This window comes from Acinetobacter sp. Ac8 (assembly GCF_055392545.1).
On record NZ_AP043689.1, the window covers coordinates 3,968,995 to 3,985,088 of the forward strand.

19 protein-coding genes are annotated in these 16,094 nt (G+C 38.1%); 5 read left to right on the forward strand and 14 right to left on the reverse strand.

Annotated features, from left to right (window positions below):
- Positions 1-71: 71 nt before the first annotated feature.
- From ACZ5QH_RS18750 to ACZ5QH_RS18775, 6 genes are all read right to left on the reverse strand, one after another.
- Positions 72-734, reverse strand: coding sequence for a DUF4272 domain-containing protein (locus ACZ5QH_RS18750; protein ID WP_209828678.1), 663 nt, complete (start codon positions 732-734; stop codon positions 72-74).
- Between the two features lie 101 nt (positions 735-835).
- Positions 836-1,531: an ATP phosphoribosyltransferase gene (hisG, locus tag ACZ5QH_RS18755; protein ID WP_004723724.1), complete on the reverse strand. Its 696-nt coding sequence runs from the start codon at positions 1,529-1,531 to the stop codon at positions 836-838.
- Between the two features lie 4 nt (positions 1,532-1,535).
- Positions 1,536-2,795 (reverse strand): UDP-N-acetylglucosamine 1-carboxyvinyltransferase, encoded by a 1,260-nt coding sequence (gene murA, locus ACZ5QH_RS18760; RefSeq protein ID WP_004817645.1) that lies wholly within the window; start codon positions 2,793-2,795, stop codon positions 1,536-1,538.
- 6 nt (positions 2,796-2,801) lie between these two features.
- Positions 2,802-3,053 carry a BolA family iron metabolism protein IbaG gene (ibaG, locus tag ACZ5QH_RS18765; protein WP_004723729.1) on the reverse strand — a complete coding sequence of 84 codons (252 nt, stop codon included), beginning with the start codon at positions 3,051-3,053 and terminating at the stop codon, positions 2,802-2,804.
- Positions 3,054-3,191: 138 nt separating this feature from the next.
- Positions 3,192-3,533: a ribosome hibernation-promoting factor, HPF/YfiA family gene (gene hpf / locus ACZ5QH_RS18770; RefSeq protein WP_034613825.1), complete on the reverse strand. Its 342-nt coding sequence runs from the start codon at positions 3,531-3,533 to the stop codon at positions 3,192-3,194.
- A gap of 179 nt (positions 3,534-3,712) precedes the next feature.
- Complete coding sequence (locus tag ACZ5QH_RS18775; protein WP_034613871.1) at positions 3,713-5,161, reverse strand: RNA polymerase factor sigma-54; 1,449 nt, start codon at positions 5,159-5,161, stop codon at positions 3,713-3,715.
- 523 nt (positions 5,162-5,684) lie between these two features.
- Between ACZ5QH_RS18775 and ACZ5QH_RS18780 the strand changes: the two genes are divergently transcribed.
- The 4 genes from ACZ5QH_RS18780 (at position 5,685) to ACZ5QH_RS18795 (ending at position 8,967) form a co-directional block, all read left to right on the forward strand.
- A complete protein-coding gene (locus ACZ5QH_RS18780) occupies positions 5,685-6,596 on the forward strand; it encodes an amino acid ABC transporter substrate-binding protein (RefSeq protein ID WP_239044990.1) in 912 nt (303 codons plus the stop codon).
- A 91-nt stretch (positions 6,597-6,687) separates the two neighbouring features.
- A complete protein-coding gene (locus tag ACZ5QH_RS18785; RefSeq protein WP_004817649.1) occupies positions 6,688-7,530 on the forward strand; it encodes an amino acid ABC transporter permease in 843 nt (280 codons plus the stop codon).
- A 2-nt stretch (positions 7,531-7,532) separates the two neighbouring features.
- The gene (locus ACZ5QH_RS18790; protein ID WP_004723739.1) at positions 7,533-8,210 is read left to right on the forward strand and encodes an amino acid ABC transporter permease; all 678 of its coding nucleotides are present in this window, start codon (positions 7,533-7,535) and stop codon (positions 8,208-8,210) included.
- Positions 8,211-8,223: 13 nt separating this feature from the next.
- Positions 8,224-8,967: an amino acid ABC transporter ATP-binding protein gene (locus ACZ5QH_RS18795; RefSeq protein WP_004723740.1), complete on the forward strand. Its 744-nt coding sequence runs from the start codon at positions 8,224-8,226 to the stop codon at positions 8,965-8,967.
- Between the two features lie 79 nt (positions 8,968-9,046).
- On the opposite strand, the gene ACZ5QH_RS18800 is transcribed toward ACZ5QH_RS18795, so the two are convergent.
- From ACZ5QH_RS18800 to ACZ5QH_RS18815, 4 genes are all read right to left on the reverse strand, one after another.
- Positions 9,047-9,721 carry a DUF799 domain-containing protein gene (locus ACZ5QH_RS18800; protein ID WP_303577611.1) on the reverse strand — a complete coding sequence of 225 codons (675 nt, stop codon included), beginning with the start codon at positions 9,719-9,721 and terminating at the stop codon, positions 9,047-9,049.
- The gene (locus tag ACZ5QH_RS18805) at positions 9,718-10,095 is read right to left on the reverse strand and encodes a DUF4810 domain-containing protein (protein ID WP_303577612.1); all 378 of its coding nucleotides are present in this window, start codon (positions 10,093-10,095) and stop codon (positions 9,718-9,720) included. The genes ACZ5QH_RS18800 and ACZ5QH_RS18805 overlap by 4 nt, the downstream gene beginning before the upstream one ends.
- 10 nt (positions 10,096-10,105) lie before the next feature.
- Entirely contained in the window at positions 10,106-10,777 is a 672-nt protein-coding gene (locus ACZ5QH_RS18810) for a CsgG/HfaB family protein (protein ID WP_004817654.1), read from the reverse strand.
- A gap of 134 nt (positions 10,778-10,911) precedes the next feature.
- Complete coding sequence (locus ACZ5QH_RS18815) at positions 10,912-11,535, reverse strand: LysE family translocator (protein ID WP_034613803.1); 624 nt, start codon at positions 11,533-11,535, stop codon at positions 10,912-10,914.
- Between the two features lie 399 nt (positions 11,536-11,934).
- Here ACZ5QH_RS18815 and ACZ5QH_RS18820 point away from each other — a divergent pair, with 399 nt between their 5' ends.
- Positions 11,935-13,554 carry an oleate hydratase gene (locus ACZ5QH_RS18820; RefSeq protein ID WP_303577613.1) on the forward strand — a complete coding sequence of 540 codons (1,620 nt, stop codon included), beginning with the start codon at positions 11,935-11,937 and terminating at the stop codon, positions 13,552-13,554.
- 89 nt (positions 13,555-13,643) lie between these two features.
- Here the strand turns inward: ACZ5QH_RS18820 and ACZ5QH_RS18825 are convergent, their stop codons facing one another.
- From ACZ5QH_RS18825 to ACZ5QH_RS18840, 4 genes are all read right to left on the reverse strand, one after another.
- Positions 13,644-13,817: an NF038215 family lipoprotein gene (locus ACZ5QH_RS18825; RefSeq protein ID WP_004817658.1), complete on the reverse strand. Its 174-nt coding sequence runs from the start codon at positions 13,815-13,817 to the stop codon at positions 13,644-13,646.
- 104 nt (positions 13,818-13,921) lie between these two features.
- Positions 13,922-14,482, reverse strand: coding sequence for a hypothetical protein (locus ACZ5QH_RS18830; RefSeq protein ID WP_303577614.1), 561 nt, complete (start codon positions 14,480-14,482; stop codon positions 13,922-13,924).
- 59 nt (positions 14,483-14,541) lie between these two features.
- Positions 14,542-15,303, reverse strand: a complete 762-nt coding sequence (locus tag ACZ5QH_RS18835; RefSeq protein WP_303577615.1) for a class I SAM-dependent methyltransferase — start codon at positions 15,301-15,303, stop codon at positions 14,542-14,544.
- A gap of 99 nt (positions 15,304-15,402) precedes the next feature.
- Positions 15,403-16,038, reverse strand: a complete 636-nt coding sequence (locus tag ACZ5QH_RS18840) for a hypothetical protein (RefSeq protein WP_303577616.1) — start codon at positions 16,036-16,038, stop codon at positions 15,403-15,405.
- Positions 16,039-16,094: the final 56 nt, after the last annotated feature.

The following is a 16,094-nucleotide window of genomic DNA, read 5'->3' on the forward strand; positions in this document are numbered from 1 at the left end:
ACCGCAACATTTCAACTTACTTTAATAGGAAAGTTTGATTGCAAATCACTTTTGACACAGCAAACTTTTATTTAGGTGCTCACATCTGGGTGATCCCAATCACTATCTGTCTGAATCAGCCAGTTCAATGCACCATGCCGTTCCACAACAATAGATGAATTTAAATTTTCAGGTGCATCCTGTTGCTTTAAACGCGCATTTACACATGCCCAATCATAACGATAAATTAAATCAGCCTGATCTAAAATTTCTTCGCTATCCCGCAACTGTACTTTAGCCATAAATTCTGCAAAGCTATCGCACGACGATACAGCCTGAATGGCAAAATCACAATCAACGATATCTGCTGGATAACTCAGCTCATCCACAATCCCCAAAGCCCATAACAATACCCAATAGGCCTCATATTTCCACACCATATTGATGATATCTTGTGCTGAAGCCTCACGCTTTAAAATTGCCTGTTCTTTCTCGGTTAAAGCATCTAGCACCTGCATTTTCTTCAAAATATCAAATACAAATAGCTGTGTTTCATCATCATATTGATCATTATTCAGATCACAAGCGACTTGAATCACCCACAAACAAGCAATCGCGCGTTTTGCAATCTGTTCTGCACTGCGCGCTTGCACGTCTTCAGCAGCTTCGATCACAGGTAACCAGTCAATATACGGAATTGAATACTTTTTAAGTTTTAAAATAGATTGTTCTTTGCGCTGTTGAGGTGTTTTCATAAACTCTTTTTTTAAATCATGGATGGTTATTTTTTAACATAAATTGCATAAAAAAACCGCCTAAAATTAGACGGTATCTTTATCAAACAAACATGAATGAATTAATTGCTCTTTTGACGTTCTTCTACTGCTTTTTCAAGCTGAGTAAGAATTGGATTTAATAATGTTTGCTTACGCTTAAAGCTGGCTTTATTGACAATTAAACGTGAAGATACTTTACAGATTTCTTCCAAAGGCTCTAGACCATTGGCACGCAAAGTATTCCCTGTATCTACCACATCGACAATATAATCACCCAAACCAACCAATGGAGCTAATTCCATTGAGCCGTAAAGCTTAATCACATCAACTTGCTCACCTAAGCTCGCATAATATTGACGGGTTAAATTTACATACTTGGTGGCAATTTTTAAACGACCTTTAGGGCGAACCATACCGACTTTACCAGCTGTCATTAATTTACAGTTGGCAATCTTTAAATCCAATGGTTCATAGACATTTTGAGCGCCATGTTCCATCAACACATCTTTACCTGCTACACCAATATCCGCTGCGCCATTTTCCACATAGGTTGGCACATCAGAAGCACGTAAGATTAAAATACGAACGGATTTGTGTGTGGTTGGGAAAATTAACTTACGAGATTTATCAGGATCTTCCAATAAGTTAATTCCAGCAGTTTCAAGTAAAGGCAACGTTTCTTTTAAAATACGTCCTTTACTCAATGCCAAAGTTAAACCATGATCAAAATTGCCCATTACGTCAAAGTTTGGATCATCGTTTCTCATATCGCTCATTAACTTACTCGCTCACTCGCTTAATTTGGGCACCTAGACCTTGTAACTTTGCTTCGATATCTTCATAACCACGATCAATATGATAAATACGATCGATGATGGTTTCCCCTTCAGCAGCTAAAGCAGCCAAAACTAAAGAAAATGAAGCACGTAGGTCAGTTGCCATAACAGGTGCAGCAGATAATTTTTCCACACCTGTAACTACAGCATCATTGCCTTCAACCTGAATATTTGCGCCCATACGTGCTAATTCAGGTACATGCATAAAACGATTTTCAAAAATCGTTTCAGAAATTGTTGCAAAACCACGCCCAATGGCATTTACCGCCATGATCTGTGCTTGCATATCTGTTGGGAATTCTGGATGTGGCAAGGTACGGAAGCTGACAGCTTTCGGACGTTTCCCCAGCATGTCCAATTCGATCCAGTCTTCACCGCGTGTGACTTCTGCACCCATTTCTTCAAATTTATCTAAAACAGATTCAAGAAGATTTGGATCAGTATGTGTGGTTTTGACCTTACCGCCCGTTATAGCCGCCGCTGCTAAATATGAACCAGTTTCAATACGGTCAGCAACCACTGAATATTCACAGCCATGTAGACTTTCAACACCAGTGACCACCAAGGTATCTGTATCTAAACCTTCAATTTTTGCACCCATTTTAATAAGCATTAGTGCAAGGTCTGTAATTTCAGGTTCGCGCGCAGCATTACGGATTGTCGTTACACCCTCTGCCAATACTGCAGCAGTTAAAATATTTTCAGTTCCACCGACAGTCACCATATCAAAGATGACTTCACCACCTTTTAAACGGCCATCCACTTTAGCGTGAACATAACCTGCTTCGACCTCAATTTGTGCACCCAAAGCTTCTAAGGCTTTTAAATGCTGATCAACAGGGCGTGAACCAATTGCACACCCACCAGGAAGTGAAACTTTTGCACTACCATAGCGCGCCAACAGCGGACCAAGCACCAAAATAGATGCGCGCATGGTTTTAACCAGTTCATAAGGCGCAAATTGATTATCCAGTGTAGAGGTATCTGCGATAACCGTTTCGCCCTCATAACTCATGGTGATACCTAAACCACCAATCAGCTTAACTAAAGTACGAACGTCTTTTAGATCTGGAACATTTTTTAATGTAATCGGTGTATCTGCAAGAATCATTGCAGCCAATAAAGGTAAAGCCGCATTTTTCGCACCAGAAATACGAACTTCACCTTCGAGTTTTACACCACCTTGAATGACAAATTTATCCATTGACGCTTAAGCTCCAAACATACTGGCTTTGCGCCATTCTTCTTTAGTCATTGCACGAATAGTTACCGCATGTACCTCACCACTGGCAATATAAGAATTAAGTGGCGCGTAAACAGCTTGTTGACGAGGAACAGGACGTTTCCCTTCAAACTGATTGTCGACAATACGGAGGTCAAATTTACCTGCTTGTCCACTGACAGCAACTTCAGCATCAGGAAAAGCTGCTTTTAAGATTTCAGTGAGCTGTTCACTATTCATTGCATCGACCTCTTATAGGACTGACAGTGTAAAAACGGGATATTTTACTATAACTCACCGAAATAATTCATTAACTCGTACAAAAAAATATAGATAAAAAAAAAGAGGTCTTTTCAACCTCTTTTAAAAATATCAATTTTATGTCGCTAAAACTTCCATTGGTTGATAATCCAACTGCATTTTCCGATGCTTATCTAATTGCCTTTTTAATTTATCTGTCAATTTTGTAATCGCATTATACATATCATCAGCGCTCGCTTGGGCAAAAAGCTCTATCCCCGGCAAACGAACAATTGCCTCAGCAATATGATTTGCACTGCCTTTTTTTGATCTTTTATCCAATTGATGATCTTTACTCAGCTTGACCTGCATACTATTGACCTGATCAATATGCTTGGTCATCTGGGCAAATCGATCTCGAATATTTTCTTCTATTGCTGGTGTAATACTTAAGTGATGTCCACGGATTGTAATTTGCATAGCTTTATCCCTCTCCTTATATAGGAATATGAAAGTCATAACCCAAACGATCTCATGACAGCATTCACCAAGGAAAAAACTGTGCTCAATATCATGCAATCATTTAAGTTACTCCAAAAGACAAAAAGCGATTCATTATTTCGTCATAATGAACAATTAGAATAGCCACACTTTAAAATTTAGATCAACACTTTTCGGTCAGATGAAGACGGAATATGTAACGATTCACGATATTTTGCGACTGTCCGTCGTGCCACATCAATCCCCTCTTCTTTTAATAAATTGGCAATTGTATTGTCTGACAACGGCTTACGTGGATTTTCATCTGCAACAAGCTTTTTGATTTTTGCTCGAATGGCTGTTGACGATGCTTCTCCTCCAGAAGTGGTTCCAACATGGCTCGAAAAGAAATATTTCAGTTCAAATAGACCACGAGGTGTCAGTAAAAACTTATTGGTAGTGACACGAGAAACTGTTGACTCATGCAATTCAACTTCTTCTGCAACATCTCGCAAAACCAAAGGTTTCATTCCTTCAGCACCGATTTCCAAAAACTCACGTTGATGTTGCACAATGCAACTTGCAACTTTTAATAAAGTTTTGTGACGTTCATCGACACTTTTAATAAAGTTTTTCGCTTCAAGCATTTGATTGCGTAAATATTGATTATCATCACTTTGATCTGCACGTTTAATCATGCCTGAATAAAATGAGTTTATTCTAAGTTTTGGTAAAATATCTGGATTAAGTTGAACATACCAATGGTCATTTTTCTTGGACACCACCACATCTGGAATTTGATAATCTGATTCTTTTTGCTCAAATTCAGCACCCGGATAAGGTTTAAGGGTTTTCAATAAATCAATTGCTGACTTTAATAACTCAGCATTTAAACCCGTTTGCTTAATCAGTTTATTTAAGTCATTACTGACCAAAAGCTCATAATGTTTCAACAACATCAGCGCTTCTTTCCTAAACAGTGTGGTGGTAGCTAAAGCCTCAATTTGCACAAAAAGACATTCTGCAAGACTACGAGCACCAATACCAATCGGTTCTAAGCGTTGGATATGTTTTAAAACAACCAGAACCTCATCCTCTTCAACCTCAATGTCATAATCCATTTGTTGTAGTAGATGCTGTACTGAGCTGACAATTTCTTCAATATCGGCAGCCAAAAATCCTTTTTCATCTAAAGCATCGACAATGCAATACGCAATTAACTTATCCACTGGAGAAAAATGCAATAAATTGACTTGCCCCAACATATGTTCTTTTAATGATGCTTCTGAATGACGATTGTCTTCACGATCCTCAAACTCAGGGCGCTCCATTGCAGTTGATTGATGGGTATAGACATCATCCCAATCTGTATCTACAGGCAGCTCATCGGGTAAATGGTTGGCATTTAAAGAATCGGAAAGCTCATATTCTTGTTGCTCTTGTTTTACATTTTCAGGGCTTTCATGTGTCTCTTCTTCAACTTTTTCAAGCAAAGGATTACTATCAAGTTGAATTTGAATTTCTTGTTCAAGCTCCAAACTCGATAATTGCAGTAATCGAATGGCTTGTTGCAGTTGTGGCGTAAGCGACAACGAATTTGCAACTTTTAATCCAACCGATAACTTCATACCCATAATTCCCACACTGTATTATTTCATTTCATCTTATGTGAATAAGCAATGCAAAATTCATGCCTATTGATTTTTTATATCACAGGAAATGGATTAGGACCAGTAAAAAAAATGAATACCTTAGATAAAAATGTTTGTTATTTATCAATTAAAGATAAATTTTAATTATGTCGTTTTTTTATTCAATTTTTTAAAAAGACCTCTGATCCAGATCTGTTGAAATAGCCATCAATTATATAAATAGAGATTTAAAACCTATAAGCAAAAATAAATGGCTTTAGGGCTATTTATTTCAAAATATTTAAATAAAATAGGTTCCACTTTGTGAGACCAGTCACATTTCTACTTTGTGAAATTTATTATTTTTATCCTTTACTTATTGGAATAGTGAGTATAAAAATAATGATATAAAGAAATATGATGAATCGTAGTTTCAAGGAAAAGGTTTGGCACGATAACTGCTTAATTTTAGAAACGAGCGGCTTAAACTGCCAAAAAAATCATGTAATGGAGAACTCAAATGACACTATCTACAAAAACACTATCAAAAAAAGTTTTAACCACAGCGCTTGGTGTACTTATGGCTGGCGGTGCTTTTTCACAGGTTCAAGCAGCAGATACATTAGCAAAGATCAAACAATCAGGGAAAGTGATCATTGGTTACCGTGAGTCATCTGATCCGATTTCCTATGTGGTTGGTGGTAAACCAATGGGATATGCTGTCGATATTTGTAATAACTTTGCCAATGAGCTGAAAAAAACGCTTAAGATGCCAAATCTTAAAGTTGAATATAAAGCGGTTACCTCTTCTACGCGTATTCCAGAAATGTTGGCAGGTAATATCGATATGGAGTGTGGTACAACGACAAACTCTGTTCAACGCCAACAACAAGTGAGCTTCTCAACCAACTATTATGCAACAGAAGTACGCATGGCAGTTAAAGCCAATGCGCCAATTAAAACAATTGCCGATTTAAATGGTAAAGCAGTTGTGACCACCCAAGGGACTACATCTGACAAATACATCAAAATGGGTGAGAAAGGCGAAAAAGTCAACGTAAACAACGTTTACGGTAAAGACCACTCAGACTCATTTGCCATGGTCGCTTCTGGCCGTGCTGCAGCATTTGTGATGGATGACAATATTCTTGCAGGGTTAATTGCAAAATCATCAAATCCAAAAGACTTTAAAATTGTAGGTCCAGTACTTTCTTCTGAGCCGTACGGCATTATGTTACCGAAAGGCGATGCAGCATATAAAGCAATCGCGGATAAAACAGTAACAACAATGTGGAAAAATGGTCAAATGGCGGCGCTATATAAAAAATGGTTCCAGTCACCAATCGCACCTAAAAATGTCAATTTAAATATGCCAATGAGCTCATCATATTTAAAACTTAAAGCCAATCCTACGGATGCTGGTATCAACTAATAACGTAGTTTAAAACAACGGTTTATAGATCAGATTAGGTTTAAAGTCTGGTCTATAAATTTTTATAAAATTAAAAATACAAGGAGCACACATGTCCGTAGGCTCACTTAACTGGACAGCATATTGTCTCCCCTCGAATGAATATAGTCTTGATAAAGCTGCATGGGCTGAATCTGTCTGTAAAGCAATTGGTGGTGAAAGTTATTCCCCTGTTGCAGATGCACCAACCTGGCTACAACTCCTAGGCTCAGGTGTTTGGACTATGGTCTGGACCGCGATTGCTGCATTTTTCATTGCATTTCTTCTTGGTTCTCTGATCGGGATTTTACGTACACTACCCAATAAACCACTTTCATTTATTGGTACTTGTTACGTCGAACTTTTCCGAAATATCCCGCTGATCGTACAACTATTTTTCTGGGCATTCGTATTCCCGCAATTATTACCACTCAGCTTAAGTACTGGTAGTGGAGAGATGGTTAATGGTGGTTGGTGGCAAAATATTCTCAATGATAATCCCGCAGTGGTTGGGGTGTTTGCACTCGGTCTATATACCGCAGCACGTATTGCTGAACAAGTGCGCTCAGGCATTAATACGGTTTCAAATGGACAAAAAAATGCGGCTTTTGCAATTGGTTTAAATCAAAGCCAAAGCTATCGCTATGTCATTCTCCCTGTCGCTTATCGTATTGTCTGGCCAACACTTACCTCTGAAGCAATGAATATTTTCAAAAACTCTGCTGTACTGTATGCGCTGAGTGTTTTGAACTTCTTTGCTTATACCAAAACCATGCGTGAAGAAACATCTCAAGATATTGTTATTCTTATTCTTTCGACACCAGTTTACTTAGTCATTACCTATACCATTAAATTGATCATGGCTTGGATTGAAAAACGTATGGCTGTTCCTGGTCTAGGCTCGGGGGGTAAATAGTCATGGATTTTAGTATTTTACAAAATCAAGATGTTATTCAAACGCTGATCGCAGGGTTTAAATTTACCGTTACGGTGACGATTTTATCGATTATTGGCGGGATTCTGATTGGCACACCTTTGGCCATGATGCGTTTATCCAACAATAAAGTTGCCAGTAATTTTGCTAAAGTTTATGTCGATTTCTTCCGTGGTGTACCACTGATTCAAGTGATCTTCATTTTCTATTTCTTATTGCCAAAGATTTTTGAGTTTCAGTCAGATACCTATTATGGCCCACTGTTTTCAAGTGTGGTGACCTTTGCAATTTTTGAAGCTGCATTCTTTTCAGAAATTGTCCGTTCAGGGATTCAGTCTGTTTCTAAAGGTCAGGTCAATGCAGGTTATGCACTTGGTTTCACCTATGGACAAACCATGTCCAATGTGGTGTTGCCGCAGGCTTTTAGAAACATGCTACCTGTCATTTTGACTCAATCTATCGTACTTTTCCAAGACGTATCATTAGTTTACGTGATTAGTGCGCCAGACTTCTTGGGCAATGCCAATACCTTAGCAAATACCTACGGTGCTGAAACCAAAGCAACTTTCTACCTGATTGTAGCAGTTGTTTACTTCTGTATCTCCTTTGCGCTTTCACGACTTGTGAAGCGTTTACATCAAAAAATAGCAATAATTCGATAATTGGAGAATCAATATGCCAATGATAGAAATACAACATATCTCAAAATGGTATGGAGATTTTCAAGTTCTTACAGATTGCACCACTTCAATTGAAAAAGGTGAAGTTGTGGTGGTGTGTGGACCTTCAGGTTCTGGTAAATCTACACTGATTAAAACTGTAAATGCATTAGAACCGTTCCAAGAAGGCAATATTGTTGTTGATGGAACAGCCTTAAAAGACTCAAAAACTGATCTGGCAAAATTCCGTTCTCGTGTGGGAATGGTATTCCAACACTTTGAATTGTTCCCACATATGACTGTTTTGGATAATTTAACTATTGGGCAACTTAAGGTTTTAAATCGTTCTAAAGCAGAGGCTGAGAAAAAAGCGTTGCAATATTTAGATCGCGTTGGTTTGGCAGCCCACAAAAATAAGTTCCCAGGTCAACTGTCTGGTGGTCAGCAACAGCGTGTTGCGATTGCCCGTGGTCTGTGTATGGATCCAGTGTGCATGTTATTTGATGAACCTACTTCGGCATTAGACCCTGAAATGGTGGGTGAAGTGCTTGAAGTCATGAGTCAATTGGCAAAAGAAGGCATGACCATGATGTGTGTAACTCATGAGATGGGCTTTGCTCGTAAAGTCTCAAGTCGAGTTATTTTCATGGATCAAGGCAAGATTTTAGAAGACTGTGCGACAGATGACTTCTTTAATAAGCCGGATGAGCGTCATGAAAGAACCAAATTCTTCTTAGACAAGATTTCTATGGTGCACTAGTCAGCAATATGCGTTAAACATAAAAACCCCAATTTTTAAATTGGGGTTTTTATTTGATGCTCGCAAACAGTACCAGTGCTTAAGGTTTCACCGCATTTTGGCTAAAGTTTGGCGAACGTGGTCCATATAACAGACCTTTTTGCTGATTTAGACTCGGTGAATATAATTGCGAGCTTACAGTACTGGATAAAGTATAGGCTTTGTCTGACAAATGATTGGATATTTGATCAACTAAAGCACCGACCAGCGCGCCAATCAAACCTGCATTGCTATTATCATTGGCTTGCTGAAGTCGCTGCTCACCTTGCCAAAGTAATGTACCAGTTTGTAAATCTACAAGTTTGGCTTCTACTGCAACTGCTGCTACAGATTGAATCACCTGATATTTAGAACCATACTCTTTAACTTTAATATATAACGCAGCGTCCGCTCCGAAAATCTCTTTTAACTTTTGAGGTGGGATTGCTTGAGCATCAAATCCATTGGTCACCCCATTCTCTTTAAACATGGTGTCAACAACAGAAATTGGAAATACATAATAACCAGCCTCAGCCACAGGCAATGTTACTGTTGACCAATACCCATAGGTTGCACGCGTATCAGGAGACTCATTGATTGGAGGAAGTACCAAAATCGACTTAGGGATATGCTCACGATATGCTGCTAAATCACGATTCTGCTTAGGTGATACCGCACAACCGGTGAAAAGCATCATCAGTAAACCAAGTACCAATAATTGTTTCATATTTTTCATTTGGGATTTACCTCAGTCGATTGAGTGGTCATTTTCTTCAATAAACGATCCATCAATACGGTTGACTCAGGATAAATTTGGCGCTCTAACTCAAAATATTCAATTGCACGTGGGCCATTTTGAATATTCAGATTTAACAAGCCCAAATGCGCATATAAACCTGGTGGCACTGCGGCATTTTTTGCTTTCGCTTTCTCAACATCTTTTTCAAGCGCTAAAATTTGTTGCTGAGGTGAAGTTTTTTCAGGAACCGCCAGCATTAAATAGGTTTGCTGTGGATACCCGCCCCAACTATATAAAGACTGTGGACCAGATGCACACCCAAGCAAAGTTAACGTTGTAAAAAAACTTAAGAATAATAAAACCCGTTTCATTTATTCAAACCTATTGTACGGACCACTTGTTTGTTTGAATATCTGTGACAAGGTGATTAACCGCTTCGCGTACAGCCAGATCTAAAACCTTACCATTTAAGGTTGAGTCATAAGATGCTGTAGAACCAAAACCTAAAATTTCGCGTTCACTGAGCGCGTATTCACCTGCACCCTGCACAGAATGGACAACTTCTGCTGTTTTTACATCAACAACATTAATATTGACTTTTGCATAGGCAATTTGAGTTTTACCACGCCCTAATAGCCCAAACAATTGATGGTCACCCACTTCTTTGCGCCCAAATTCAGATACATCCCCAGTGAGCACATAACGTGCACCCTTAATGGATTGAGCTGCTTTACCAAAACCAGCCTCTTGTTGCAGCTCTGATAAATTGTCTCGATTTAAGACTGAAAAATATCCTGTTTGTTGCAAGTGCGTTTCTAAAATCGTTTTTGCTTGACCGCCTAAACGATCGACATTATCAGAGAAGATACCGCGCATATAACTTGAGCGGTTATCAAACTTACCAATCGAAACTGCTGTTTTCGCACCTGAATATTTAACCGCTGAAGTCACAGCAGCCACTTGAGGTGCTTGGATGGTTTTAGAGCTTTCAGTGGTAGAACAAGCCGTAAGTACCAAGCTATTTAAGGCAGCAATCAATAATATTTTTTTCAAAATTACATCTCTCTCTAAGTTCTAAGCCATTATAATGAATAAACATATAACACAAACTAAACACACTGTTAATTAATTTTTAATAAACAAGATCTACTGATAAAATCCGTGACCATTTTTGCTCGTAAAAACAATCATTTCATACCAAAAATTAGCTTTAAACCAAGTAATGTCATGACACCGCCCGCGACTCGATCGAAGACTTTTTTAAACTTCAAATAAACACGGCGCGGCTTTTCCGCTGAAAGCGCAACAGCAACCAGTGAATACCAGCCTGCATCGATAAAGAAGCACAAGATAGGCAAAACAAAATAAAAATACGTTGGAATGTCTTTGGGTAAAAGCGCAGTAAAAATACTGGCTAAAATAATCGCAATTTTAGGATTACTTAACTGGGTAATTAAACCTAAACGAAACGCTTGTTGATAACTCATCACCGTGGATGAGTCAGATGCCTGCGCCATTGGATCTTTAGCATGTTTAATAATTTTATAAGCCAGCCAAAGTAAATACAGACCACCACAAATTTTTAAAGCTAAATATGCAGAAGGTACAGCCAATAAGATTGCCTGTAATCCCATTACAGCTAAAAAACCAAATAAAGCTGCGCCCGTGCCTGTCCCTAATGCGGTAAACAAACCATGTTTACGAGAAATCGCAATTGAATTTTTAGCCACATAGACAAATGTAGGACCAGGGCTAATTGCGCCTAGCATTAATGCCAATGCAATTGAACCTAAAATCAATAATGATTCCAAGAGACACCCCGACCCAGACTATTTTTAAGAATAGATATTTTACGCTACAACCGATTTTTGAAGATATAAAAATCTTTATTATTTCGCGATTACACTTTTATTCAATGCAAATTCATCAAAATTTCAATCATAAATTTAAGTACACTTGTGTATTATCACCACAAACAGAGTAAACAAATATTTTTAGAGTAAAAACTCAATAAAAAATTTATTTTTCAATATTTTAATTATATCAATAAAATCATCAAGGTATATAAAATATCCTAAAAAGCCATAAAATAGACCACATTAATCACAAAAATTAACTTCCATTTTCATGTATTTATAGGCTATAAAAAACCATAATAAAACTATGGTTTTAAATTATCCAAAATCAATATTTATACTCAGGGGTAAAAAATGCACAACAACAAAACCAACCGCTTAGATGCAAGCCAAGCACATTTGTGGATCATTGGCGGTGGAATTGCCGGAATGGCAGCTGCCGCATTTGCCATACGTGATGCCAAAGTACCAGCTAAAAATATTCACATTCTCGAAGAGTTAGACGTCTCAGGTGGTTCAATGGATGGCGGCCATACGCCACATGCTGCACAAGCATGGGTTACCCTTGGCGGGCGGATGCTGACAGATGAAACATATTTATGTCTTTGGGACTTATTTTCGAGTATTCCATCCTTAGAAAATCCTGAAGTTTCTGTTCGTGAAGAATGTCGTGAGTTCAATGAACAAGTCAAAACCCATGCACAAGCCCGTTTAATTGATGCGCAGCATGTGATTTCAGATGCCGCTAAACTGGGTTTAAATACACGCCATCGCGCGCAAATGCTACGCTTATTGGCAGCGAAAGAAGAAAAAATTGGCAGCCGCCGTATTGATGAATTTTTCGATGAGACCTTCTTTGAAACGAACTTTTGGCGTATGTGGCGTACGACATTTGCCTTCCAAAAATGGCACAGTGCAGCAGAACTTCGTCGCTATTTCTTACGTTTTATCCAAGAGTTACCACGTATTCATACCCTCGCTGGGGTAAAAAGAACCAAATACAACCAATATGATTCCATGATTTTGCCGCTACAACGTTGGTTGCTTGAACAAGGCGTAGATGTTCGTTTTGGCAATTATGTAACAGATGCAGACTTTCAAACCGATGAAGCAACCCTAGAACGTCGTGCAACACGCTTGTATGTCAACCTTCCTGAAGGTACTGAGCAAATCAACCTTCAAGAAAATGATCTTGCCATATTTACTTTAGGTTCAATTACAGCAGATTCCCGTTATGCTGGGAATGATGATGTTCCAGCGCTTATTCGTGATCGACTTGATCATGGTTGGACCTTATGGGAAACCCTTGCGAAAAAAGCACCTGACTTTGGCCGACCAATGACCTTTTACGGCAACATTGATGAACATAAATGGGAGTCTTTTACACTCACCATGACAGATGATGTTCTGTTAAATCGCATCATTGATTACACAGGCAACCAGCCAGGTACTGGGGCACTGATGACTTGGTTTGAATCTGGCTGGCATTTATCGATTGTGGTGCCTGCTCAACCGCATTTTGCAAATTTACCAGAAGGCACCTTTACCCTCTGGGGCTATGGTTTCCAAATTGATCAAACAGGTGATTACATCAAAAAACCGATGTCACAAGCAACAGGCAACGAAATACTCACTGAACTGATTTTACAACTCGGCTTTGATGACATTCTTGAGCATGTTCTAGCAAACACCATTGTAACAACAGCTATGATGCCTTATGCATCGGCTTTATTTGCTTGCCGTAAGCCTGGTGACCGCCCACAGGTTATTCCACAAGGTGCAAAAAACTTCGCATTCTTGGGGCAATTTGTTGAAATTGAAGATGATGTGGTTTTTACTGTTGAATATTCTGTTCGTGGTGCCATGATTGCAATTTATGAGTTCTTTGGCGTAGAACGTGAAATTCCTGAGATCTATAATGGATTACTTGATCCTAAAGTCGGATTAAAAGCTTTAGAAACAGTTTTTCATTAATTCATTTAAAATCAACTGAGTTAAATTGAATTAAAACCAAACGAGTGCATCCTCTCTTGATGCACTCGTTTTTATATTTTGAATAAAAATCAGGGTTGTGAATCCACTGAACGAGCACTGAGACGATAATCTTTTTCATACACAGGCATACCTGCGATATGGATTGAACGAACTTCAGTTTTTGTTGGTGTAGGTGGTTTCTTTTCACACCCAGCCAAAAATACTGCAAGTATTACACTCAAACTGATGGATAGCTTTTTCATGGCATCTCCTCCATTTTTTGTTTTATTTATAGTTCGAGCATAACAGTTCTGATTAAAAATACAGCTATTTTTTATTTCAAAAGGTGTCTATCTATAGAAAGTGGCTATACGTCACAAGCATGTATCATTAAAACAGCTTGATCTTCACCATTTTTATTTTTGTAACGGTAGTGAAAGCCACCATTTCCATCAAATTCCATGTCACTAAAATATTGAAAAGCATCTACGCTTACAGACTCAATTTTAGGGTATTGCTCTGGCTGAAGTTGAATTTTGTTTAAAATTTTCGCGGTAAATGCTTTTTGGAAAATAATCGTAGGGGCATCTTTTAATTCAAATCGAGCGATACACCCAGTCTTTTCATCCACAGCAACAACGTTGTCTAAAGCCTGAACGATCCCCGCCTTCGAGATGAAAAGACTATGATGAACATTAAAGGTATAGCCATAGCTTAAATGCAAGAAATCCTCAGTTTGGTTTTCAACATTTAAACCACGCTCCCAATCTACGACCAAGGGCAACTTATAATCATCGCCTTCATAGAGTACAAAATCAAAATGATCATTTGCATCTTCATCGCATGTTTGCTGAATAACTGAAAATTGTCCTATCTTGGCCACTATGCGATGAATCTGCTCGGCATAACCACTACTGGAATAAGCCATTATGCTAAATAATATCGGAACTATTGTATTGATTATTTTTTTTGACATCAGATTTCTAATCAAGTTTTACTCAATACCAAATATACAGCTTCACTGGTAAATGTGCCATCTTGCTGAATCTGATAATACTGTTGTACTTGATCAGCGGCTTTGGACTGCAAATAGCGAATGGTATGGATACCCTCTACTGGTGTTTGCATACGCTCCACCCAACTTTGAAAATTTAACTGTAAACTTTGCTTTTCAATGGTTTCTACCTTAAAGCCTGCTTGTTCTACGATTTTTACCCATTCCGCCAAGCTATAATTTCGAACATGGCTTGGATCACGAATGGTTTCTATGGTCTGAATAAAGGTGTCTAAAATTGGATTAGAATTGCCAATAATATCAAACAGGATCACTTTGCCATCAGCACGTAATACACGATAAATTTCATGAATTGCTTGAGTGATACTTTGCCAATGATGCGCAGAATAACGACTGATCACACAATCAAAATGCTCAACAGGAAAATCCAATTGCTCTGCTGCTCCAACCTGCCCTATGACATGATCGAATCCCTTTTGTTGAGATTGTGTGGTCACAAGATTGACCATTTCAGGCGTAATATCATAGGCAATTACTTGCTCAGTGAATGCTGCAATCTGATACGTGACATGCCCACCACCGCAGCCTAGATCCAAAACTCGTTTGAATTGATGCTGTTGGATTAAATTTTGCATTTTTTCAAACTCAATGCCTTGTGCATGTACTTGGCTATTTAAGTATGCTTCTGATTTATTTTGATATTGTGCCTGATTAACTTGCTGTTGAGTGGTCATTGTCGTGTCCTTGTTGTCGAATAAAACGACAATAGACAATTCAATTTAAAAATAAAAATGATGAATTTTAATAAAATTAATAACTTTATTTTATTTATGTTAACTCATAATTACCCGATAATCAGACTGACAAGGGTTTTGAATGATAACATCTTGTACCCCCATCTCGTTTCCGACCTTAATATTATAGTTAAATGAAAAATCACCATTATCCTCAAAATTTGCCGTTGCAGGATAGTTCAGCTTTTTAAATTGCGGTACTTTGTTGTTGAGCACTAAACGTACCCGAAAATCAGGAATGCTATAAAATACCAATGAATTCGGCATATTTTTTAAATTCGATTCAAAAGTTACAAAACAACTTTGCTGCCCATTCATCGCAAGAAAACTACTATAATCTTTTTGTTGGTTTTTATCGTTAATCACAGTGAGATTATACTCACTTCCTGTTAGTCCTAACAAAAACCCCATTAAATTTGGATTAAATTGATAAACGTTTGCGGTTTTACTCCAATTTTCCATTAATACCTGCTTTTTTCCTTTAGCATCATAGAGTACATAGTCACAACTAGAACCATGCTGAGTGCAAGACTCTTTTTGAATTTTCAGTTTTCCTGCACGCCCCAATACTTCGTATTCAGGGTCAACTTCGACAGCAGCATCAGCTTGCGCAAAAGCAGAATAACTACTGAAAAAAGGCAGAGCAAATAAACAACCCTTTATTATTTTCAACATAAATAACGTTCCCAATATTTCAGCATTTTTTAATATAGATTCAAGTTCAATTCTTG